Genomic DNA, 23,204 nt, shown 5'->3' with positions numbered 1-23,204 from the left:
ATTTCGGAGGAGTAATGTTTAATGAAAGTGTCTCCTTTCGGGAGGCTCATGTTTCGAAAGCCTATTTTGACTGTTCAATTTTTTAAGTATGCATTAGATTTCAGTGAAATGTTATTTCATACTATGTTGTCCCTTCATTCATGCAAGATTGGTGGGCCTTTAATGTTAATTTGAAAGGCATTACAAATAGCGCAATTGCGAATTTTTTCCAATTGCAATATTGAGGGAAGGGCTTCGTTTGAAGGAGGAGAAATAGATAGTCTTGCCGGTCGCCTGTAGCTGAATATTTGGTTTATTTAAAATACTGTATCTGTACGGCCTGCATGTGCTGATATAGTGCTAAAGCTCCATACTGCCACAAGGAGAAGTGTTTTTATAGGATGCATTGGCTATTACGATTGTATTAAGACGTTCATGTATTCTAAATATAAAATATATATTATGTGATAGCAAGCAATAATTTCATTGCCCAGTGTACATTTAATATGTTCCATAATACCTCACTTGCTTCGTGGTGCTTTATTTATATGAACATTTAAATATTTTTTAATATATTGTAGTAATCAAAACTACATTATGAAAAAGTTTTTTCCTATTATGTTAGTGATATTATCGCTAATATATTGGTCATGTAAAAAATCCATTGATGTTAATCATCAAGAGGAGGTAACGGAGACGTCCTTAAATAATATCGAATCAACCTCACCTTCTATTACACAAGCGAAAACTATTTTTGAGTCTCTCATCAGTTCCGCCGCAGTTCAAAAATATAGAAAGGCACCTGTCTGGGATAAAGCTTATACAGCCACTAACAAAACCGGGTCATTTGTAATTGTGCCGCTCAAATATGAGAAACCATATTCGTTTGAAACTAACTTCGGCGATAATTCCAGGATGACACTTGAAAAACAAAGTAAACTGGTAATTTATATCGATCAGGCGAATACACCACACATTGAAGTAGTGACGAAATTTCCAAGTAAGGCGTTTCTTGACTATTCATCCCCAAAATTCTCTGGATTTTTGACTAAGGATAATTGGGATGGCAGCAGGATTCAAACAATAAAATATGAAAATGGCAGGGCTTTTGTTAAGAGTACTGATAGTCATTCAGGGAATTCCGTTACAGTTCGTACAAACACTCAAACATGTTGGTACATCGCACATTATGAATGTTTTGAAACTACCACTCCTGATGTTTTTAGTTGTGAACTGACTGATGTTGAACCCTTGGGCTGCGAAGGGGAAAAATATGACGAACTTATTGATGGCGTTGGCGGTGGAGACATTGATGTAACTGATGCAAGTTTGGAGACAACAAAAGTTTGGCCCGTAAAAAAACAAACAGGATCGATTGCATGGACGGTCTGGTCGACAGATGTAATCAAAGGCAGTCACCCGGCGGGATCAGTTGCAAAGATTACTGGGGTAAAAAGTCATAATACTTCATTTGAAGGACAAGTCGGCATGTTTCATACTGAAACGGGCAATAGCGTATCAATAACGCAGCAAAATACGCTTATCACTTTGTCGGTTACCGCATATGTAACGATTCAAAACTTTGGTTCAGGAGCCCCGTTCACAGGTAATGCGACTGGAAATGCATCGGCGCTTTTTCCATAAATAAATTATATGAATAAAATTTTATTATATATTATTTGTTTACTCGTTTCGGTATTCGTCAACGGACAGGCTAAACCATCTGGTGTACTCATGCAATCAATTGATGCATTCGATGAAAAAACGAACAAGTATGTGCCTTATTTACCAGGTAGCACTGGACATCGCTTATTCTATTATCGTGATAGTCTGGTAATATTCCAAGTTCCTCATTTTACTTTTTCTTCTACCGATACTAGTTCGCTGGCAGGTACCGAAAAACTATTGTATGTGGTTTTTATTGATCTCCGTTCACTGTCATTTTATGAGTACCCAGAGTTCTCTGCCCAAAGCAGATTTACTAAAAAATATAAACAAGCAGATTCGATGCCTATTAAATATAGCTGGAATTTCTACTCTTTTGCCGAAACACAAAAATTCGATTCGGTGCATTGGGTAGCTGACACTATAATTAACAATATAAAATACAGACGTTTACAAGCGCTCTATTCACAAGACTATCAAAATTCACCCACTACAGTTCAGAAGCAGCGTCACATTATGCAGTTACTTACCTCATGCGCGCAAAAAGGTTCAATATTTCACATGTCGCGATCATTGGAAAAGCGTTATAACGCCGGCTGCCCTTTTGAAATTGCAATTGATCGAATAGTATCCCCAAAGGGTGTTTTCAAAATTGAATTACAATATATGCGGCCGCTAACAAAGCATGAGAATGAGATTTTCGATATTTGGGAAAAAAATGCCCGGTTATATCCTGTAAAGAACAAATAAGATGTACTTAACTTTTGGAAAGTTCTGAAACTTTCCAAAAGTTATAGTTGCCAACCTCTTTGAAATTAAACTGTGTAATCATGCCATTTATATTTCCGGTCGATAGGCCTGGAATGATAATTAAGAAAAGCCTGTTTATTACCAAAAATATCGAGAACATAATTGCGTTCCAGTTTGGTAGGCTTATCAGAACAAAGTGCGTGAAAGGATGAGAATTTCCAGTCGCTGATATCTTTCACAAATCCATGGTGTACAGGATTTGCATGTATATAATGAACAAGTGCACAAAATGAAAGATCATTCTCTATATCATTTGTTTTAAAATTCGGCATGAATAAACTTCCTTTTCTGGCGTAAATTTTATTGTAAGACTGTGTGTAACTGCTGCATAGGTTTGCAAATGATTTACTGATTTTCCTGTACATAGAATCAACTTGGTTCATTTCACTCATTTTATTATAAGCATTGGATGTTGACAATACTTGACAGATTGACTGCTCATCGTGTATTCTAACGAGCAAATGAAAATGATTCGGCATAAGGCAATAGGCATATATGCTTAAATACTCGGTTAGATATTTGCTTGTTTTTTCCAGAAAAAAATAATAATTCTTTTCTTCACGAAATAAATTTTCATCACCATTTGCATGGTTGTAAATGTGGTAAAACTTTGATGGATGTAACATTGATGATTTTATTTCCTATCAACTTCAGAATCAACTTTTGGAAAGTTTCGGAACTTTCCAAAAGTTAAAAACTACCCCGCCCAGCCTTCCCGATCCAGGCTCCGGTAATGAATGGCTTCGGCAAGATGTTCGGGTTGTATATCTGCGTTGCCTGCCAGATCGGCGATGGTTCTGCTCACTTTAAGTATCCGGTCGTAGGCGCGCGCACTGAGGTTTAGTTTTTCCATAGCGCGCTTTAACAGATTTTCTCCCACATTACTGATGCGGCAGATCTCGCGTAATTGTTTGCTGCTCATTTGAGCATTCACGAATATGCCTTCTACAGATTTATATCGCTCTGCCTGTATTTCCCGGGCTTTGATCACACGTTCACGGATAACTTCAGACGGTTCGCCCTGGCTCCGGCTGCTGAGTTCACTGAAGGCAACAGGAGTAACTTCCACATGCAGGTCGATGCGATCGAGCAGGGGGCCGGATACTTTGTTGAGGTATTTCTGTACTGCGCCCGGCGGACAGGTACAGTCTTTGTCCGGGTGATTATAAAAGCCGCAGGCACATGGTTTTGTCGATAATGTCCAAGCATGTTGTCACTGTGCAAAAGCCTCATTATCAAGGCTATCCCGAAAAACCAAAAACGCTTGGGGAACACATCAAGAAACGGCGCATGGACTTGAATCTGTCGCAGGCCGCTGCAGCACGGGCAATACAGGTGTCCGAAGACTGCCTGTGTTACTGGGAAAATGGACGGAATGAGCCTCGGCTATACCAATATCCGGCGATCATTGCGTTTCTCGGGTACTACCCATTCCATCACGAGACGGAGACGTTTGGCGGGAAGATCAGGCGGTATAAGTACGAACATGGATTAAGCAATGAGAAATTTGCAAAACTGCTGAAGGTTGACGAAGGAACGGTTGCAAATTGGGAACGAAACAAACGGGTACCATTGGCACAAGGAATGAAAAAAGTGCTTTTCGTTATTGAAAAAGCCACCGTTATTTAACGGTGGCTTTTTGTATTTGGTAAAAAAACTGCTTGCTGTTAACAGCAAGCAGTTTCGCAGAACTACAATCACATCGGTTATGATGTAACTGCTTTCTTAACCACGGGCAGATTATACCAGTACCTTCTGCCGTCAGCCTTTGTTACAAGAACACTAAACGTCTTGCCAGTTTTTGTTGCAGCTTTCTTAGCTAACTCCAAAACCGCAGATGTTTCTACCTTGCCGCTATAATTATATTCAGCGGTAGGCAAGTGATAGACCGTAGTTTCTCCACTTAATTGAATAGTGCGCCAAAACCCTTCTTTTTCCATTGCCTTATGGAGTGTATCGTAATCTTCGCTTGTTTTTGCGTTGTGGAGTTCCACACGCGTTGTAAAAAGTGCCATATATAAAGTTTTTTATGTTAAAAAATTGTCAGTTAAACCAAAAGAGGTTTATTTTACACAAAAGAATGGAGGGTACGGGGATTGAACCCGTATTAACCGATTATAAGTCGGCCGTCCTCACCGCAAGTTAGACGAGCCCCCCATATTTTTGAATCTCAGATTGTATGTAATGATAGCCGCCGCAAGCGGCTATCGTTTTGTCAACATTATGTACGACGAATTATATCCCATGTGTTTTATTATTTAGGGTTTTAACCAGTTACTTTGTGGAGCGACTATTAACCGTGCATTGTTGTACGCCATTCCTTTTGTTAAACAAGCCCCTGCACGGTAGGTGGTGCTGTTGATGTATTCAACAACGAGGGCTAAGTCTGCAACATCATGTCTCGTTAGATACAGCGGAAGGAGTAATTGAATTTCCTCTTTATACCATTGTGGAATACCCAACTTGTAGTTAATCTTCGCCATTTTCGTAACCTCTTCGATAGCCCCGTTAAGTTGATTTCTGATTTCACGGTCAGAGGCACTTTTTAACGGTTCGGGAAAACGAATTTTGTTATCGTCCAGGATATGGTCAATGTTTTTAATAATGGTGCTTTTCGGATTAAACAGAAGTCGCTCCGGTTTATCAAAATAGTTCGCCCTCTGTGGAATATTGTCCGAATAATAAGACAAGAATTCCCGATCACTTTCTTTCAGAAATGCTTTAAAGAAATATGGGGACTGTTTGTTGAAGGATTTGTTTTCCTCAAAGAAAGCGAATATTTCCTCGTAGTGCTTAGTAACTAAGCCAGTATTGAAACAGGCAAACTGATTATTGGCAGTGAAAACAATTTTCTTTTCACCGTCTAATTTTTGGTAGGTGTGTTCTAAATAATTGCGGAGAATTGGGAACGAAAATCTTGCAGAGTTGTTGCCTTCCGATTGTTCCTTACTAGGATCTGAATAATCCCATGATTCATTAATTGCCAGAGAAGATAAATACCTTAAATTATCTTCAAACCTTGTAAAAAGGGCGAACGAAAAAATTTCCATCTAACTATTTTTATAATTTTTGCTTTGTAATCCATCTCTTAAAATGAAAGCCACCCAATAATGGAATGGCTTTCGTTAATTTTTTTACACCGTCGAATCTTAAAAAATCTAACTCTCAAATCTTTATCACAAAAAAAATAACGAAACCTAAATATCTGTTCTAATCTTTATCTATGTCTTTTGGACTACTAAGTCCGATATAAAGGTAGTATTTTTTTAATTCTCCAAATAATTTTTGGTTGAGAGAAAGTGCGTGAATTATAATTAATTGATTTTAAACGTACTGTGTGCCAAGGAATGCCTTAGAGCAAGTGTTTATATCAAACGAAGTTTTTGTACATTCAGATATGGAAAAGTTCAGCGCGGAATCTACTGGAGACAAAGCCCTGCGGGTATACCGTGGTGTATTAATACACAAGGTTACCGGACAGCAGAAAATCAAACACGTTAACGCTGAATCCATCGATACAGCCATTTTGAAACTCACAAAAAATACTAGCCTATCATTTATCTGCGTAAGTGTATGTATGAGTGATTACTCGCAAAAAAAACTTTTATCCGGCATTCAGGAAAAGCAACAAATGGAAAAATCAGCCGCGATACCTCATTTGTAACACATAGCTAAACTATCAGTATCCCTTTTTTGCTTTCAGTTCCTTGATTTGGGGTTTCAATATCTCAAACTCTCGTGCGTCTAACAGCACGTCGATCTTCTTGAAGATTTCTTTATACTGCTCATTCAATGCGCTCCCGAGCGCGTTATACACGTTCGGGTCGTTATAAAACTCATTACCGACTGTCGTAGACGTGAACTTCTTATTTGCGGTCGTGATGTTGATATTGGTAATGGCAGGAATCGGTACAGACTTTACCCATATCTTTTCTTTGGATAACGGTTCGTAGCCGATCAGGTTGATCTTGCCGATCAGTGATACCGTCCCTTCGTAGTAGTAATAGGTGACCGGAGCCTGTAAGCTGAACTTGTTGGTATAGGAATGCCATGAGCCGTCTCGGGCGGTGAACTGCGGGACGATCTCTACATCAATGGCGATATCCGCGTCCTTCCGATCATCAAAGACCATGTCGTCAAAACTGTCATACGGCCCTTTCACGCGGAAGCCTTTGTCTATGAGCAGTTCTTCCATATCTCTGCCGATATGCGTACGAAAGTTGGAAAACAACTCGGTTCTCCCGTATGCGAAGGTACTTGCGTAGTTCGGACGTACCAGGTCAACCAAGATGTTCGCGCTCCCGGGTTTGGTCGGTGCACCGGTCTTGTAATCATAGTTGAAGGTTTGGAGAGAGATTGTTGTTTGCTTGGGTGCGCTACAGCTAAATACCGCACTCACGCATACCGTCAAGAAGATACGGAGCGTACTGCTCCGTGCATGGCAGGATTTCATAAACGTAGGTTTGATTGAAAGGAAGGTACAGGAAATTTCTTATTGACTGCATGTATGCAGTCATATATTTTTTGCAGATACCTCATTTTGTGGTGATGAATAAGATCAGGAATGAGGAGGTGTTACGCAAGTTTGGGCTGCGAATCAAGCAGTTGCGGCAAGAGCGCGGCATGTCTCAGGATGATCTTGCCATAGCCTGCGATGTGGAGAAAACGCAGATTTATCGCATCGAGGGCGGAAAGATAAACACCACAATCAGTACGCTTCATGCGCTTGCCGAGGCGTTTGAACTCTCGTTAGAGCAACTATTGCATGATGTCTAAGCTGCTGGGTTCTTTTTAGTCCGCTCTTTATCAGTAATATCCCACGTATAAAATATGATGGCGGTTGAGACGATCAGAAATCCGTATGCCCATGCAAGCGAGCATTTCTCGAAATAGAACAGCCAAATTGCGATTCCACAAATCAATAGATAGATTACATATCGAAGGTAGACGTGGCGTTGTGCCTTTGAGAAGATACTGTTGACTACGGAACAAAGGACATACCATGTGCCGAAGAAATACCAAAATGGCAACAGCTCAAACGTCGTGGAATTGAACATCTGTGCAATGAAGAATAGCGCGAGAATATTCGGGAAATGATGGATGAGCCGCCGTTCCTCCTCCGCGTCCGCACGTTTGTATGCAAGCCAGTCGTGGGAGACGATTGTTATCGTTATAAGCGTAAACAACAGATGGAACAGGGAAGACCATCTAAAAGCGTCCGCCAAATCCACCGGAGTGTCCTGTGTCGCAATATCCTTAACGTAATTTATCAGACCGACAGCTATCACAGCCCCATATAAGCCATCCATAAATGCGCCCATTTTTACAGTATATCTCGGTTGCTTCATACTCAATTATTGAATGATTATTTGCCTTTAATAATTCTTGATACGGTGCGATTCTTTTGATTTAGCTGCTCCTGCGTGCTTTGTTCATACGATACCGATACTCGATACCCCTTGATGGTTTGTTGCTGTTCGGTCACCTTCATCTCGACAATCGGTATATGATGATCGACAGCAGCAACATCCGTCACGATAATCTTTTTTCGTTCAGCTTCGATACAGTGTTCTTGTATCTGCTGCTCCAGTTGCCGCAGCATGTGCGGGTTATTACTGCATGCGATCACGGTGGTGTATCCCGCAGCCAGGCATTTCTTGATGTTGTGCAGTTCCCATGAAGGTTTTGTTGTGACGGATATTTCCACCGCAATACGGAGTTTGTCTCGCACAAGCGATACATCGACCTGTCCCGCACCCTTCAAGACCGGCAGTTCTATGTCAGCCTTAAAGCCGCGATCTTCCGCAATCTTCTTTATCCTGTTCTGCCAATAGCGATGAAGTTTAAAATCTTCGCGTTCTGCAAGGCGGGATTTTGTTTCTTCTTCTTGTGTTGGTGAAATAGGTTTAGGCTGCTCGACAATCGGAGACGGCGGTACTGGTATGGATGGAGTACGCTCTTGTGCCGCATCAACGGTTGTTGTCGGTTCTTTTGCGACGGGACTATCCGCTTTCTTTGCGTATGTTTCTCTCGATGCCGCAATAACCTTGTCTGTGCAGTTATACGCGCTCGTTTCCGCAACAGGCACCACACGTACGTTGCAATCGTCCTGCGCCCGTCCGATACGCATGATCGCTTCGCCCCGTTCAAGGTTCTGCATGTCTTCCACTGCAAACGAAGAGAATCCGCCCGCGAGTTTCTTCGCATCGTTATCCCCAATACGGAAGCATATCCGCGTTCCTGCGTTTGCCACAAGGCTGTTTGCAAGCTCCGCGTTATGCCCTGATACCTGTTCCATATCCTGATGGGCAACGATAAGTCCTAACCCGTATTTGCGTGCGCCGGTGAGAATGTTGGAGAGTGACGGGGTGATGAAGTGGTGGAACTCGTCGATATAGAGGTAGAACGGCGTACGTTGCTCTTTTGCGGTCGCTTGCCGTGCCATTGCCGCTTGTTGGATTTTGGCAACGATACATGCGCCGAGTAGATATCCGTTTTCTTCACCGATCAATCCCTGCGCGAGCTTCACCAAGATGATCTTCTTCGTGTTCATCAAGCCCTCGATGTTGATGCTGGTCTTTTGCGATACCATGTTGCGGATCAGCTTCGGACGGAGGAAACCATCAAGGCGGGTTAGGATGGAGCCGAGCGAGCCGCCTTTGAGGAGCGGAAACTCGTGTTTCCAGTAGTACACAATCGCGTCGTCCTGTACCGTTTTAAGGAACGTCTCGCGATACTGTTTCTCTATGAGGAATCGGCGCAGATCGACCAACGTACCGCCCTCCGTGCTTTCAAGAAACGCGAGGATGGCATTTGCCAAGACACTGTTCATCTGGTCGCCCCATGAGGTTGCAAACCGCTTGAACAATGCAACGAGGTCGCTCGCAAGCAACTGCTTTTCTAGTTCGCTGTGCGCATGTAGCAGATTGAACCCTACGGGGTACTCAGCATCCGATGGATCAAGGATAACTACGTCCTTTATGCGGCGTTCAGGGATATAGGGCAATATGTGGTCGATCAGATCTCCATGCGGGTCTAATACCGCAAATCCATTGCCTGCAGCAATGTCTTGGCAGATAAGCGAATGAAAGAGTGTTGACTTTCCCGTGCCGGTCGCGCCGATGAGGTGGACGTGCTGGCTGCGCATCTCGTCAGAGAGATATACCGGTGTTTCTATCCCGTTATGCTCATTGATGCCGATACAGTAGGTGCCGGACTGCACCGGCGGCGCTTTGGTGGTCTTGGTGTACTGGAACAGCTTTCGAGATCGTACCGATTGTCCGGGCAGATGTGCAATGCTTGCGAGTTCGCGGACGTTCAAGAGCATGCCCAGGCGGTGCGAGGTGCGCGAGAGTATGTCGGATATGCGCGTGTCGTAGTCGTATGTTTCAGAGCCGAGCGGCGCGAGTGCATTTGCGGGAGACGATGTTCCCGACACAAGCGCGACAGACACCTGCTCGAAGAGCAGTCCGGCACGGGCGACGGTCGCAGCTTGGGTGCAAACCCGCACCGTTGCCGCGACAAGCGGACGTTCAATCTTCTTTTGTGCAAGCGCGGGCATCTCCGGCGCATCGACAAAAAACGATTCTTTTCCGTTGATGGTGACTGAACGCATGATGCTGTCCTCCCAAAAGTTTCCCGCTCCGGCAAACAACACTTGGATGATGGCTTGTTCTCCGTGTTGCAGCAGATCAAGGGTTGCACACAATCCGGCATACCAATCGTGATCGCCACCTATTGCAAGCGGGCGCATAAATTCGTGCTGCAATCCGTAGTCTCCCGTGTATGTCGGACAATCAAGCAAGTCGAGATTGTCTTCTTCCTTCTGTATGACTTCGGGAAGATATACCGAGAGATGCGAGCGAATGATGTCGCAATCATCAGCCGGTACGACCAACTGGATGCGGATATGCTCGTGCGTTGCGATCAATTCAAACGATACCTGTCCGGTCAGGCGACTGAGCGCCGCAAACACCTGCTCCATACGCTCCGGCTTCATGGATGCGTTCTGCTTCCATGAGAGCGCAATAGCCCGCATCTCAAAGTCTTCCAAGGGAAACGCGGCAACCGGCGGCATCTCCGGTGCGGGGATGCTCGGCTTGGGTGTCGGTGCACGGAATACGTCCGCGATCCGGCTTAACAGCGTATGCCGCACGCCATCGTCAATGTACGGCATTGGGGTGCGGTGCATGAAGAACGGGTAATACTCGCATTCAAGATGCACGGGCAGGTCAAAGGTGAGCCACCCTCTCCCGCGTAATTCCCAATCGTAGAACTGCTTGATATGTTGCTCTTGTCGCCGTTCCATCAGGATAGAGTGGTTGGAATGAGTTCGGAGGCTGTCGGCTGTCGTAGTCCGCGCTGTTCGGTTGCGTTTGCGATGGCTTTCATCACCGCCTTTTTCATACTCTCGACAAACATCGCTTCGCTATCCACGCGGAAGAAGGAACGCGTGGGAAGTACCCCGAATACTTTCCGCAAGAACATATCCGCAAACTCCTCGTCTGCTGGTCGCAGCCAGTATGAGATGAAGAAATTCTTTCCGAATGGTGCCGCACAGACGTAAAATACATGGTCTTGGCTCGCGACCTGGAGATATGCCCGTTGCGCGTCGAATAGACCGCCGTCCGTAAGTGTCACCACCTTAGCGGACACCTTCGGAAACTCACGATCTTGGATAATAGTCGTCAGATCAGCGTAAAAGTCATTGGCAGACAATCGGAAGTCCTCAAAGTGGTGGGATTGATGGGAATGGATTGCGTCGAGCTGTTTCGCAGGATTTGGCTTTGTAAGCCTCCGTATCATAAACAGTGCAAGAACAATCGCTAATACGCTCAAAAAGAACGACTTATTGTCGTTGTAGAAGTAGCTATCACATGAGGAAAAGAGCACGCAGCACGAAGCCGCAAGGACGGTATTTCGCATAGCAGGAGGTTTTGGTGCTGCTGATTACGAAGAAAAAATGGAAAGCACAAGGGGGAAAACACCCTAAATGAATACTTGACAAAAAAACAGGAATATGCTACAATGTATCTAAAGGATGTAATGTATTGGTTACCAGAGAATCTATTTGGGTTTTGTGGTAACCAATACACCTTAAAATGACAATGCGACAACTTGCCATTGCGACTATAATCTTTCACCTCTTGTTGATTATCTGCTTTTTTCTTTTAAATCTGGTTCCTATTTTAGTACTGCAATTACTTATAGGAGCCTGCCTGGGATGCGACACCGTGTGGATTATATGTTGGCTTGATAAAGAAAAACCCTGAAAAGGGTTTTTATCTTTATGGTATGTTCAATTTTTACTTTTTTTCATTGCTCATCGACAAAATGCTGTCTGGTGTTCTACCAGTCGCTTCTTGCTTTGTAACCTTTTTAAGCGCAATTTTAGTCCTCTCAAAAGAGTTGTCGAGTAATCGAAAAAAAATAATAGCATGGTGCATTTGTACCGTAAGTATCATCAGCTTCGGATTAAGTATGGTGAAGGAAACTAAATCTTCCGATGCGCATAAAAAGGAGGTTAAAGAGATAATGGACGGAATAGAGACGGCAGATGTACGGATCACAGAAACACTAAAAAGGCTAGATTCAGTGAACAAGCTTACAGCAGAGATTTTTACTAATAGCCAAGCAATAGAAAATTATGGGAACAGTATACTTGCTCAACAAAAAGAAACACAAAGTAATTTTGAAAGAACTGCAAATCCATTATTTCCTGCGATGATGCGATTACGGTTTAGTGTTCCTATGAGTTTGCCCCAGCTAGCCGAACTCAATTACCTCGTATTGCTCTGTGGAAATGATACGTCATTATTGAGACCACAAAAATATTTCGGAACAGTGGATAAAAAAGGAGAGCAAATTACTAGCATAAGTTTTTTAAACGGCAGGGATCTGCTAGCTGATGGAAACGCAGATTGGCTATATTATAAAATGTACTACGGAACAATATCTTTTCACGACAGCGATAGCAAGCCAAGTGATGTGCAAAGGGATGATATCCCAAAAATATCTTTCTCTTCTCTGATGGGATATCGCTCTCAATCTCATTCGTTTGCGATAAGAGCAAATTTTGAATACAACGTTTATGAAATAGAGATTGAGGCGTTGGGCGTGAAACCAGACTACGCATTTGGAAGCGCTAAGAAAGGGTTCAGTTATAGCGACCTGCTTCAAAGTACGGTGGCTTTAGAATCGCCATTTTTGAAAATTGCAAATGTTGGGAGCTTGGAAATTGAGACACTCACTGGAGTAAATAGAAGATGTCGAATTTACTTTCGTAAAAATGAGCAACATCCGGTAATACAGTTTGATCGGCGTTTGGGAACTTATGATTCTTCCTATGTGCTTTGGCACAAAATAGCACGAAGCGAGTTTTTATCTCAGCCACCTAAACGTTAGATTCGAGTCCCTCTAAGCCTACAATATTTATAGCGTTGCACTAAATGCCTTAATCGCAACTCCATCAATAAGTAATTTATATAAAAGTAGAATCTCGGAAGGTTAATAAAATCCTCCACATCAAGTACAGGATAAAACTCGTTAGCAAACACTTTTGCATCCTTAGTACCTAGTCTAAATGCAATCATGGTTCCAACGTTTCCCAATACGGCATGTCGGGTGTCTTCTGTAAGCTGGTCAAGGTATTGATGCGTTAAAAACATGCCGAGTTTTGAGATTGTTCGTGAGGAATAAATAAAACCCGAACTTAGTCGGGTTTGTGAGCTATTTTGACGATAGATTCATCCACTGGGGTGTACTGGTAGTCATAACAGTGGTACGTGACTTGTGACCCGGAAATATCTGCGGCAGTTATCAGAGAGAAGTCGAAGCCTTCGCTAAGAAGTGTTTGACGTTTTACTCGTACAGGTCGTTTGCTATTTTGAACCAACCAATACAGTATTGTCCGGTTTTTGCGGAGAAGATAGTTTACTGACCGCATTCGTTTCGTAACACGAAAAGACCGTCGAGCATGGTGCTGACTTCTACATCCGTCACTACAAAACTTTTTGTCGATTCTGCCACGCATTTGCTTGTTGCAAACAAGACACATTCCGGTGGTGTCCAATGCTAGTTCTGCTTTCATGATATTTATTTTTATAAAGAACAATGAATGTGATTCCGGTTTATACTCTTCCTTCATCAGCAAATGAATAGTAGTCATCCGCTGAAATAATAAGGTGATCGGTAACCCGTATGTCGAATAACGCCCCTGCTTGTTTGAGCTTCTCGGTGATCTGTTCATCAGCCCGGCTTGGCGTATGACCACCGCTTGGGTGGTTGTGAGCTACGATCATGGCAGTTGCACACGTCTTGATTGCAACACCAAGTATCAGCCTGGGATCTGCAACCGTTCCAGTTAAACCGCCGCGAGAGGCTTCATAAACGCCAAGAACTCTATTTGCGCTGTTCAGTAAAAGCACTTTAAATTCTTCGTATAGATCGATTACATCGTCATTCCAGTACCTACGCAAGTATTCATACGCTTGCTGTGAGTTAGTAATGATTGGACGTTCTGATTTTTTTACTGATTGACTATACGAGACAGTGATTTCGACTAAGGGAAATGTTGTAAGGGGAAATGTGGTCATAGTGATTGTTTTTGATGGTGAATAATTAAGATCAAAAACGAACTACTAGCTAACAGGGGCGTTATGGTTCGCCAGAGATTGCGCTAAACGCTTTGGAGGCAACACCATCAATAAGCAATTTGATATAGAAGTAATATCGAGGGAGGTTGATAAAATCCTTCACCGCAAATACAGGAAAGAACTCATCCTTAAATACGCGCGCATCCTTCAATCCCAGGCGAAACGTTACCATGGTGCCGACGTTGCCCAAGATTGCATTTTTCGTGTCTTCAGTGAGCTGATCGAGGTACTGATGGCAGAGGAAAAGCCCCAGTTTATACTTTCTACATTCAGAGAGCATTTCTGCAAATGAGGGACTGATAAATACATGGGCTTCGTCAAAGTAGGCGTAGAATAGACTTCTCTTTGATTCTGGAAGTTGTGCTTTTCGCATAACGGCCATCTGAATACTTGAAGTAATCATACTTCCTAATATTTCTGCCGCTTGTTCTCCGATAATCCCTTTCGACAAATTAACTATGAGGATTTTTCGATTTTCGACAATATCTGGTATTGAGATACTTCCGGTACGTTGTCCCATGATCTTCTGCACTGCACGATTGGCGATAAGAGAACCGGCTTTATTGAGAACTGGAGCGATAGCAGATTGCTGCTGCGACGGCGAATAGTTGTTGAATATATTGATCCAATAATTGAGCGTTCCGGTATTGTTGACGCGTTTAAGCACTGCATCACGGAACTTCTTGTTCGTCAGAAACGGTTGAATATCGAGTAGCGTTGTTTTAGGACATTCTAATAGAGCAAGAATGCAATGTCTGATAATAAACTCCAAGTTATCGCCCCAACTTTCTCGCCATTTACGACGGAGAATAGAAACAATTTCAGACGCAAGGAGATTCTGTTGCTCTATTGATCTGTTTTCCAAAGGATTAAAGGGAAGCGGTGCGTTGGCCCCTGCATTGAGATATATCAGGTCATGCTTTCGACTTACCGGAATTTGCTTAATTATTTGTTCGGCTGCATCGCCATGCGGATCAATAACCGCAACACCGGCAGTTCCATTTCTTATGTCTTGTAACGCCATGTATACAAGTAAATGGCTTTTGCCCATGCCAGTCTTTCCTAAGCATAAAATATGCTCTAAGCGGTCCGCCGCCTTGATTCCGAATAAGATGTTTTTACTGCGCCAATTCGTGTGTCCAATATAAGTTAGTTCGGGATGATTTATGTTCATTCCTAAATCCTATCGAATCAACTTTCTGATTTATAGAATGACGCATTTGCTCTAAGTAAGGGATGAGAGCAACCAATTGGAGAAATTTCCATTGACACCGAATTTATTCGAGTATTGATGCAAAGACGATATTATCTTTAATTCAAATTAGTTTTTATGGATTTCAAATTTTGGAGTGCATCCAATCATGATGCGCTTAAAGAACTAAGACCAGATTTCGGTCTACGCAAATGGGATGATTTATCAGATGAAGAAAAAAAACGACTGTGGAAGCATCTAATTGATCACTTTTTCAACAAAAACGGTCAATACGATTATCATTTTTACGGGGACTATCCTGAAAAAACACTAAAGCAGAAACGAATTGAGAACTCCATTGCATATTTCAATCACACCTACAAGGCACAGAGCTTTGGAAGAAGGTATTTAGATAATGGGACACTAAATGCTGCTTGTGCTGATTTCTACGAAATCTGGATAACAAAAACTCAAAATATCGTACTAGAGTTGCTTTCGACCTATTTATTTATGTCGATATTCGAAAGGCGCGAAGCGCTCGTTTTTCAAGGAGATAATGAATCGAAAGATAGTTTTGATAAAAGAAGTGAAGAAAATAAGTATGTCACTTATGATGAAATTTCAAAAGATCTCAACGAAGTATTTACCGATTTTGGACTAAATGTTGAAGTGACCCGACAAGGAATTATTCCTAAACAGGATGTAAAGATTCAAGAGGAAATCGTCAAACCGGTATTAAATGCGCTCGCAAATCCAAAATGGAAAGCTGTTTCTTCAATTCTCGTTGACGCATTTACAGAGTATCGTAAGGGTACTCCAGATTCCTACAGTATTGCGGTTACTCATACAGTATCGGCTGTACAGGCTTTTTTACAGATACTTGTAAACGGTGCAGTTGGAAGTGGTGATATATCGAAATTGTTAGTACAGGCTCAAAAACAAAAGCTAATACCATCGGATTTATTTACACAAGAAATATTCAAGAGGATAGAGTCATTTCTTATGAGTGAGCGACAACATACAGGTGTTGCGCATCCTAAAACTGCATACGCGAGCGAAAGAAATACGAGACTTGTCCTCAATCTTGCAATGGTCTTTTTCCAACATTGCATTTTATAGCCGCAGCACAATATGTATTATTCGTATAGGATGATTAGATTGTATTTTAGGTACGGGAAACCATTCTTGGTTGCCTAATGAGGAGTGGAGTACGCTTCTTTTATGCGAAAAGACATCGATGCTTTATTTACTGATTTTCTTCAAGAATGGGAATTTATCCGAAAAACTCAAAGAGAAACTCTTAGAGGGTATGAACAGGGGTTTAAAGTGTTTCGAACTTTAATGCCAAACGTTACGCTTCAAACACTTTCGCCATCGACAGTTACTCAATTCTTTAAAGAACTCGAACGCCGAAAACGAATACTAGGGAACGGAAAAGCATTCACTGGTATTAAAAAATCTACGGTAATCACTTACTGGAGCAAACTCCATACTTATTTTGAGTGGTTGGTGAGGAACAAACACATCACTGAAAATCCGTTCCGGTATTTACGCAAGCCCAGGGTAATTTATGACGACGTCAAATTCTTAAAAAAATGGCAGGTGGAACGTATTCTCTCGGCATTACACAACCCGCCGACGACTAAACCATTAATTGTTAAACGCAATCTCGCAATATTTTATGTATTGCTGTTTTGCGGACTTCGGAGAGAAGAGCTTGCATTGCTACAACTTAGAGATATTGATATAGAACGCAAATTGCTGACGGTTAGAGCAGAAACGTCAAAAATACCGCGCACAAGACATATTCCGTTACATTCATCAGTCTGTATGTATTTAAAAGAGTACTTAAAAGAACGGGTACATAAACAATCACAATATGTCTTCATTTCCAATTTGCGTGATGACGGTATCAGTCTCGCGGGCCTGATCTCACTGGTACAGGTTATTAGAAAACGAAGCGGAGTACGATTTCATTTACACCAATTCCGTCATACGTTTGCAGTCAATTTTCTGTATGCCAGTAACGACATCGTGAAACTTCAAAGACTTATGGGGCATACCAATATAACCATGACAATGGCGTATTTGAGATGTTTGCCTTCTTATAAGACTAGAGCTGATTTAGAGAATATGAGAATCGATGAGTTTGTCTAGGCCTAAAGGGTGTTGGAGATTATTTCTCAGTACTATAAGATTATTCTATGAGCGTCTTTTGCAGATTCCAACATCTTGCTTAATTTACATATCTCCCCCCAGATATTTAACTAGCCAAGTTATCAATTAATTTATTTTGTATGCGTATAGCCTATATAGACATTCAAAATTTCAGGGGAATTAAAAAAGGCCATATAAAATTCGATGGTCATAGTGTTTTGATTGGTGACAATAATACAGGAAAATCAACTGTATTTGAAGCAATTGACTTGGTACTTGGACCAGATAGGCTTTCGCGAGTTCCTGTTGTTGACGAACATGATTTCTACAACGGAATTTACTTGAACGAGGGACAACCAGTACCGATTACGATAGAAGTCTTAGTAATTGATCTAACTGATGAGCAAAAGCGAAGGTTCTTTAATAACCTTGAATTCTGGGATTTTGCAAATGATAAATTGATAATCGAATCAGAACTGGATGCTACAAATCGAACTCACGTTAAAGAATGTTTACGACTTCGATTTATTGGAAAGTATGATGAAACCGAAGACGATTTTAATGGCGAGACACATTTCTGTTGGCCGGAGCGTGAAGATAGTCAATTCAGCAAATTTGGAAAATTTGATAAACGAGAATGCGGATTTTTATATTTAAGAGCACTTCGGACTGGGGCGCGAGCGCTTAGTTTGGAACGTGGAACTCTACTGGATATTATTTTGCGTATTCGTGAGCAACGCCCACAAATGTGGGAGGATGTTCTTTCAAAACTTCGGGAAGACTCGACAGCAGACGACACAGCGACAGAGGTAAAAGATATATTAACGGGTATTCAAGAAGCCTTGAAGAAATTTGTGCCGGTGGAATGGGGAGCAGAACCCCATTTAAGAGTTACTGACTTGACACGCGAGCATTTACGTAAAACCCTGACAGTATTTATGTCTACCGGAACTAGCGGGTACCATGCGCCATATAATCATCAGGGAACTGGGACTGTAAATACAATGGTACTGGCATTGTTAAGTATGATTGCCGAAGCAAAGAAGACTGTCATTTTCGCAATGGAGGAACCGGAAATTGCTATACCTCCTTACACGCAGAAACGCATAGTAGACCATATAAGAAAACATTCAACGCAAGCAATATTTACTAGCCATTCACCCTTTGTCTTAGAGGAATTTTCGACAAGCAATATTTTGCTATTAAAGAGAGACGGAGATGGAGAGCTCGCATGCCATAGTGTGAAATTACCTTCTATAATAAAACCGAAAGCGTATAGTCGTGAGTTCCGCACAAGATTTTCTGAAGCACTACTAGCTAGCCGTGTACTTTTATGTGAAGGCGATACCGAGGTTTCTTCGTATAGTCAAGCTGCACGAAGACTAAATGATCTCCAACCTTCTTTATTTGATTCGCTCGAGGGATTAGGAATTGCAATTTTCGATGCTGAATCAGAATCGAACATCCCTGCTTTTGGTGATTATTTCCGTAGCCTCGGCAAAACTGTATTCGCCGTTTATGACAAACAAGATGCGGAAAATTCTGCGAAATGTAGCTCGGCGGTAACACACCCCTTTGAATCCACTTATAAAGGATTTGAAAAACTCGTTTTAGAAGAAACTGCACCGGAGGCAATTAAGGCGTTTGCATTAGATCTTGCCTCTTCGTGGCCTCAACATTTAGATGATGTAAAACCAGTGGAGGGCATGACAGACGAACAATACAAAAACTCACTTTTTGATTACTTTAAAAAATACAAAGGATCAAAATCGTGCGCCGCGCTTCTTATTAGCTGCACCGTCGATCAAATGCCGAAATCCGTGAAAAACAACCTGCAGCAGATAGGCGCGATTTGTAACCCTTCCAACACAACAACTGATGGAGATGCTACAAATTGATGAAAAACGAAGATCGATTCTAGCAACTACGGGGCATTTGTTAGTTGAGGGAGGACCAGGTTCAGGCAAAACAACGATCTCTTTGTTAAAGGCGGGAGAGTTAGCCTTAGCAAAGACACTCCTCCCGTCTCAAAAAGTACTTTTTCTCAGCTTCGCCCGAGCCACAATTTCACGCATAATCGAACACGCCGGAACACTTATTGAAAAAGAAGCCATAAAATCGTTAGAAATAAATACGTATCATGGTTTTACGTGGGAGCTTATAAAATCTTATGGATATTTAGCTTCACAACAGCGGTGTTTAACGCTTGTCACTCCGCCAGAAGCTGCCGCATTAAGCGCTCATATTACTGAAGATAAGAAGAGAGAATTTGAAGTCGCATTGTTCAAAGAGCACGGACGCCTATGCTTCGATTTGTTTGCTCCAATTGCTGGAGAAATACTTGCATCGGAAAAGATTGCCTCTCTGGTCTCTAATAAATACCCTTTGATTATTGTTGACGAATTTCAAGATACTAATATTGATGAGTGGAATATTATTAAACTAATAGGGAAGCAAAGTACTATAGTAGCTCTCGCTGATCCTCGACAAAGGATTTACGATTTTCGAGGATCAAGTATTACTCGTATCCCTGAATTTATAAGTGAATTTAGTTGCACTAAAGTTGATTTAGGATATGAAAACTTTAGAAGCGGAGGAACTGATATAGCGCAGTTTGGCGATGATTTGCTTACAGGCCGCAATAAAAATACAACCTACAATAAAGTAATCATAAACAAATACTCAAAGAATTGGCAAGATTCTTATGCTGCATTGAGATACGAAGTCCTGAGAAGCATTGATAGGTTAAAGAAGGGTAATGTAAAAAATTGGTCAATTGCTATATTGGTCAAATCTGGAAGAGTATCGTTGGCTGTCTCACGTGCCCTGTCTACAAGAGTAGGAGGTATCCCTGCAATTTCTCATGAAGTTTTAATCGATCCATCTGGACCTTCATTAGCAGCAAAAGTCATAGCGTTCCTGCTCGAACCGATAGCAAGCACCGAATCGTGCAGAAAGTCATTGTTGCTCGGAATTATCCAACATCTGCGTGGGCGAAAAAATGGCAAGCCTTCTCAGGCTGATCTTACACTTGCTACAGCTTTAGAAAAATATCATAGCAGCGGAGTAATAAGGGGATCTACGCGGGTACAACTTGCTGGAGAACTTTTAGAAGTCGTTGAAAAACGACAATTGATAAATTTCACCGGAACGCCTGCAGATGATTGGCTGTTAATCAGGAAACTCTTTGAAAATTGTAGTAACCCGACATTGAAAAACATTTTCGAGGATGCCCTGTATGTCAGATTACTCAACAAAGGCGCATTGTTGAATGAATCCCTTTCTGAACGGTGGCGCAACAATGGGAGTTACCAGGGCGCGTCTGGTGTAATAGAGTCCGCCTTATTGCAAGAGCATTTTTCAATGTCAAATAGAAAATGGAATGGAATTTTTATTATGACAATCCACAAATCGAAAGGCAAAGAATTTGACGAGGTAATAATTTGGGAGGATGAGTTCAAACGACTGGTTCCTAATAATGCAAATGAAACCGATATAGACCGTACAAAACTTGCATTAAGGGTGGCAGTAACTCGTGCGAAACGTCAAACGACAATTTTAACTCCTATAAGTGACCCTTGCGTTCTTTTATAACCTCTTTCAATGGTCCTAGAATAGCCTGTTCTCCGGAAATTGTGGTATAGTTTTGAGGTACGATTTTTACCAATTTGCTATCTAAAACACTTTCATTTTGACAGGAAATGGGTGTTATAAACAGATACTAATTTCCAATTTCAGGTTTTGACCGGTTTAACGATTTTAAATTGTTAAATAAGGTTTACTGAAATGAATGGATATATCTGTTTTATACCCTTAAACAGATACTTGTCTAAGTATAAAGATATGTTGTTCTGGAAGTCGCAATTACTAAAAAATGCGCTATAACAATACATCTTTTAAAGAACAGGCATATTTAGCAAGTAGTTAATCGTCAAATCATCTTGAAAGGATATGGACATTATTTATGGATATTGAACGTGCAACTACTTTGTTCTTGGATTCACAGAGGTACTTCAAAAATGCGACTCAAACTTCACTGACCAGTAGCCGGCAAGAAATTCGCCATTTTACAAGATCGGTTGGAATTGTAAAGGTCTCCGATATTTCGGCACATAATCTAGGTGACTATATCATCAATGGGCTTCGAGAACGTAATTGGAAAATGACTACAGTTTTGACGAAACGACATACACTCAATCCATTTTTCGATTGGTGTGTACAACAAGGCCATCTCAATAGTAACCCGCTCGAATTGATACCCAAACCACGGGTAGAGTATCACTTGATGCCATCTCTTACTCGTCAACAAGCGAGTCATCTTCTTACTGTCGTTTACAACTGCTATCATCGAACTGATTTCAGTCGTTATCGAAGCTATGCGATGATAGCGACTTGCATTTTCGCTGGTGTTAGAAGGTCTGAATTATTTCAGCTTAAAGTTGAAGAAGTGGATTTCGGTAGACAAGCCATTATTATTACCCAAGGGAAAGGAAGAAAAGATCGCATAATTCCCTTGAATGAGAGTTTGTCAACGATTCTAAAGGAGTATATTAATCAGCGAAAGAAAATCCATCCCACTGTGCCGGAGTTGTTCTGTCAAAATTCAGGCAAGGCTAAGTATTGTGGTTATGCCTTTAAATTCATTATTAATCGCTTCGTAAAAATTTCTGCGATACCATTTACTTTGAATACGCTGCGACACACCTTTGCTACGCTTCTTTTGGAAAGTGGAGCTGATCTTCACGCGATTTCAAAAATGATGGGACACGCCAACATCGAGACTACACGAAGATATCTTAATGTATGCGTAGAGCATTTACGCGGACAAATTGGTAAACATCCAGTAAGTATCGAAAAATAGCTAAAGAAATGGAATAGAGATTATATTCTTGTTACTCTAATATTTTAAGCACCAGTTCATCTTAAATTGATATTTCTGATAAACGCTTAATAAAAAAGAAATAAATACTAATTCAAAAAAATAACATTTTTAGAGCTATCGGGACATTCTTCAAATCGGTATCGAACAAAGATATTCTGTAGTCATGGATGAAGTATCAATACTTGTTCCAAATAGATTACGGAGACTTCGTAAACAGTTTGGCTATACCAAGCGCGACGTTGCGGAGTTCTTAGGGCTAAAAAATTCTTCTGACATTGCGAAATGGGAAGAAGGGGTAAAACTCCCGCGGGGAGGCAACCTTCTCAAACTATGCGCACTGTATCGAACAAGTAGTAACGAACTGTATTACGATTTGATTAACGAATACAAAAAGCAAATCACCTTAAAGGAATACAAACGGTTCGATACATAAATGCGGAAGAACGACTTGGCTTCGTATCTATCATTATCACTAACATAGACACACGAAATGATTTCGACCGAAGATCGACAATTTGCACATGAACTCGCCAATGCGCTCAATGACAAACACTCAATGGCAAACTATATGCGGTTTGTGCGTGATGTTCCGCGAGACGTCCTCACAACTGCCCGAGACAGGGCGCTCGGAGTGAGGGACGAAGATGTACTGGTAAGTCGCGGTGCGATTTTTACCGGCATTATCAATGAATACCTCAACGATATTCATGCGGGTGCTGGGCATTAGCATCGGCACGAGGCGGAACGGCTTCGCGGTCATCGCTGACAATGTATTGGAAGTAGCGCATGTGCGTTCTCGGCGTGACCGATGGTCACCAAAGAAGTTACAAAGCCTCCTGACGCTCTACACGCGATACATCAGGCG

23 protein-coding genes and 1 tRNA gene are annotated in these 23,204 nt (G+C 41.8%); 13 read left to right on the top strand and 11 right to left on the bottom strand.

The features are described from left to right. The first annotated feature begins 576 nt into the window (after positions 1-576). Positions 577-1,623, top strand: coding sequence for a hypothetical protein (locus B5D42_RS09380; RefSeq protein WP_078831219.1), 1,047 nt, complete (start codon positions 577-579; stop codon positions 1,621-1,623). 9 nt (positions 1,624-1,632) lie between these two features. Then, entirely contained in the window at positions 1,633-2,394 is a 762-nt protein-coding gene (locus B5D42_RS09375; protein ID WP_078831218.1) for a hypothetical protein, read from the top strand. A 65-nt stretch (positions 2,395-2,459) separates the two neighbouring features. On the opposite strand, the gene B5D42_RS18295 is transcribed toward B5D42_RS09375, so the two are convergent. Further along, the gene (locus B5D42_RS18295; RefSeq protein ID WP_245825633.1) at positions 2,460-2,837 is read right to left on the bottom strand and encodes a hypothetical protein; all 378 of its coding nucleotides are present in this window, start codon (positions 2,835-2,837) and stop codon (positions 2,460-2,462) included. A 314-nt stretch (positions 2,838-3,151) separates the two neighbouring features. Then, complete coding sequence (locus B5D42_RS09365) at positions 3,152-3,523, bottom strand: magnesium chelatase subunit ChlI family protein (protein ID WP_245825631.1); 372 nt, start codon at positions 3,521-3,523, stop codon at positions 3,152-3,154. Positions 3,524-3,636: 113 nt separating this feature from the next. On the opposite strand from B5D42_RS09365, the gene B5D42_RS09360 reads away from it, so the two are divergent. Beyond that, positions 3,637-4,083: a helix-turn-helix domain-containing protein gene (locus B5D42_RS09360; RefSeq protein WP_078831216.1), complete on the top strand. Its 447-nt coding sequence runs from the start codon at positions 3,637-3,639 to the stop codon at positions 4,081-4,083. A gap of 77 nt (positions 4,084-4,160) precedes the next feature. Here B5D42_RS09360 and B5D42_RS09355 read toward each other — a convergent pair whose 3' ends face one another. The 3 genes from B5D42_RS09355 to B5D42_RS09345 all read right to left on the bottom strand — a co-directional run bounded on the left by B5D42_RS09355 (position 4,161) and on the right by B5D42_RS09345 (position 5,504). Next, entirely contained in the window at positions 4,161-4,469 is a 309-nt protein-coding gene (locus B5D42_RS09355; protein WP_078831215.1) for a hypothetical protein, read from the bottom strand. Positions 4,470-4,535: 66 nt separating this feature from the next. Next, positions 4,536-4,611 (bottom strand) — tRNA-Ile (locus tag B5D42_RS09350). A gap of 101 nt (positions 4,612-4,712) precedes the next feature. Further along, positions 4,713-5,504: a DUF3825 domain-containing protein gene (locus tag B5D42_RS09345; protein WP_078831214.1), complete on the bottom strand. Its 792-nt coding sequence runs from the start codon at positions 5,502-5,504 to the stop codon at positions 4,713-4,715. Positions 5,505-5,791: 287 nt separating this feature from the next. Between B5D42_RS09345 and B5D42_RS09340 the strand changes: the two genes are divergently transcribed. Further along, positions 5,792-6,118 carry a hypothetical protein gene (locus B5D42_RS09340; RefSeq protein ID WP_139367076.1) on the top strand — a complete coding sequence of 109 codons (327 nt, stop codon included), beginning with the start codon at positions 5,792-5,794 and terminating at the stop codon, positions 6,116-6,118. Between the two features lie 15 nt (positions 6,119-6,133). Here B5D42_RS09340 and B5D42_RS09335 read toward each other — a convergent pair whose 3' ends face one another. Next, positions 6,134-6,649 (bottom strand): hypothetical protein, encoded by a 516-nt coding sequence (locus B5D42_RS09335; protein WP_139367075.1) that lies wholly within the window; start codon positions 6,647-6,649, stop codon positions 6,134-6,136. A 353-nt stretch (positions 6,650-7,002) separates the two neighbouring features. On the opposite strand from B5D42_RS09335, the gene B5D42_RS09330 reads away from it, so the two are divergent. Further along, positions 7,003-7,230: a helix-turn-helix domain-containing protein gene (locus B5D42_RS09330; RefSeq protein ID WP_078831325.1), complete on the top strand. Its 228-nt coding sequence runs from the start codon at positions 7,003-7,005 to the stop codon at positions 7,228-7,230. Here B5D42_RS09330 and B5D42_RS09325 read toward each other — a convergent pair. From B5D42_RS09325 to B5D42_RS09315, 3 genes are read right to left on the bottom strand one after another with little or no spacing between them, the layout of a single operon-like run. Further along, positions 7,227-7,802, bottom strand: coding sequence for a hypothetical protein (locus B5D42_RS09325; protein ID WP_139367074.1), 576 nt, complete (start codon positions 7,800-7,802; stop codon positions 7,227-7,229). The genes B5D42_RS09330 and B5D42_RS09325 overlap by 4 nt on opposite strands. A 17-nt stretch (positions 7,803-7,819) precedes the next feature. Then, positions 7,820-10,762 (bottom strand): type IV secretory system conjugative DNA transfer family protein, encoded by a 2,943-nt coding sequence (locus tag B5D42_RS09320; protein ID WP_078831210.1) that lies wholly within the window; start codon positions 10,760-10,762, stop codon positions 7,820-7,822. Continuing rightward, a complete protein-coding gene (locus B5D42_RS09315) occupies positions 10,762-11,379 on the bottom strand; it encodes a hypothetical protein (protein WP_078831209.1) in 618 nt (205 codons plus the stop codon). The genes B5D42_RS09320 and B5D42_RS09315 overlap by 1 nt, the downstream gene beginning before the upstream one ends. A gap of 327 nt (positions 11,380-11,706) precedes the next feature. Between B5D42_RS09315 and B5D42_RS09310 the strand changes: the two genes are divergently transcribed. Then, positions 11,707-12,858 (top strand): hypothetical protein, encoded by a 1,152-nt coding sequence (locus B5D42_RS09310; RefSeq protein ID WP_078831208.1) that lies wholly within the window; start codon positions 11,707-11,709, stop codon positions 12,856-12,858. Positions 12,859-13,583: 725 nt separating this feature from the next. On the opposite strand, the gene B5D42_RS09305 is transcribed toward B5D42_RS09310, so the two are convergent. Together B5D42_RS09305 and B5D42_RS09300 are read right to left on the bottom strand one after the other, a co-directional pair. Further along, entirely contained in the window at positions 13,584-14,048 is a 465-nt protein-coding gene (locus B5D42_RS09305) for a JAB domain-containing protein (protein WP_078831205.1), read from the bottom strand. A gap of 61 nt (positions 14,049-14,109) precedes the next feature. Further along, on the bottom strand, positions 14,110-15,282 hold the full coding sequence (locus B5D42_RS09300; RefSeq protein ID WP_078831204.1) for a type IV secretory system conjugative DNA transfer family protein: 1,173 nt from the start codon (positions 15,280-15,282) through the stop codon (positions 14,110-14,112). A 156-nt stretch (positions 15,283-15,438) separates the two neighbouring features. Here B5D42_RS09300 and B5D42_RS09295 point away from each other — a divergent pair, with 156 nt between their 5' ends. The 7 genes from B5D42_RS09295 to B5D42_RS17855 all read left to right on the top strand — a co-directional run bounded on the left by B5D42_RS09295 (position 15,439) and on the right by B5D42_RS17855 (position 23,066). Then, the gene (locus B5D42_RS09295) at positions 15,439-16,419 is read left to right on the top strand and encodes a hypothetical protein (protein ID WP_078831203.1); all 981 of its coding nucleotides are present in this window, start codon (positions 15,439-15,441) and stop codon (positions 16,417-16,419) included. A 102-nt stretch (positions 16,420-16,521) separates the two neighbouring features. Then, positions 16,522-17,457, top strand: a complete 936-nt coding sequence (locus B5D42_RS09290; protein WP_078831202.1) for a tyrosine-type recombinase/integrase — start codon at positions 16,522-16,524, stop codon at positions 17,455-17,457. A 140-nt stretch (positions 17,458-17,597) separates the two neighbouring features. Then, on the top strand, positions 17,598-19,355 hold the full coding sequence (locus tag B5D42_RS09285) for an ATP-dependent nuclease (protein WP_078831201.1): 1,758 nt from the start codon (positions 17,598-17,600) through the stop codon (positions 19,353-19,355). Beyond that, positions 19,336-21,051: a UvrD-helicase domain-containing protein gene (locus B5D42_RS09280; RefSeq protein WP_078831200.1), complete on the top strand. Its 1,716-nt coding sequence runs from the start codon at positions 19,336-19,338 to the stop codon at positions 21,049-21,051. Before B5D42_RS09285 ends, B5D42_RS09280 begins: the two co-directional genes overlap by 20 nt. Before the next feature lie 370 nt (positions 21,052-21,421). After that, a complete protein-coding gene (locus B5D42_RS09275) occupies positions 21,422-22,318 on the top strand; it encodes a tyrosine-type recombinase/integrase (protein WP_078831199.1) in 897 nt (298 codons plus the stop codon). A gap of 184 nt (positions 22,319-22,502) precedes the next feature. Continuing rightward, on the top strand, positions 22,503-22,772 hold the full coding sequence (locus tag B5D42_RS18290; RefSeq protein WP_078831198.1) for a helix-turn-helix domain-containing protein: 270 nt from the start codon (positions 22,503-22,505) through the stop codon (positions 22,770-22,772). 135 nt (positions 22,773-22,907) lie between these two features. Next, complete coding sequence (locus B5D42_RS17855; RefSeq protein ID WP_176112957.1) at positions 22,908-23,066, top strand: hypothetical protein; 159 nt, start codon at positions 22,908-22,910, stop codon at positions 23,064-23,066. The last annotated feature ends 138 nt before the right edge of the window (positions 23,067-23,204 follow it).

The organism is Sediminibacterium ginsengisoli (assembly GCF_900167075.1).
GTDB lineage: Bacteria > Bacteroidota > Bacteroidia > Chitinophagales > Chitinophagaceae > Sediminibacterium > Sediminibacterium ginsengisoli.
This window is presented reverse-complemented; position numbering and strand designations above follow the sequence as displayed.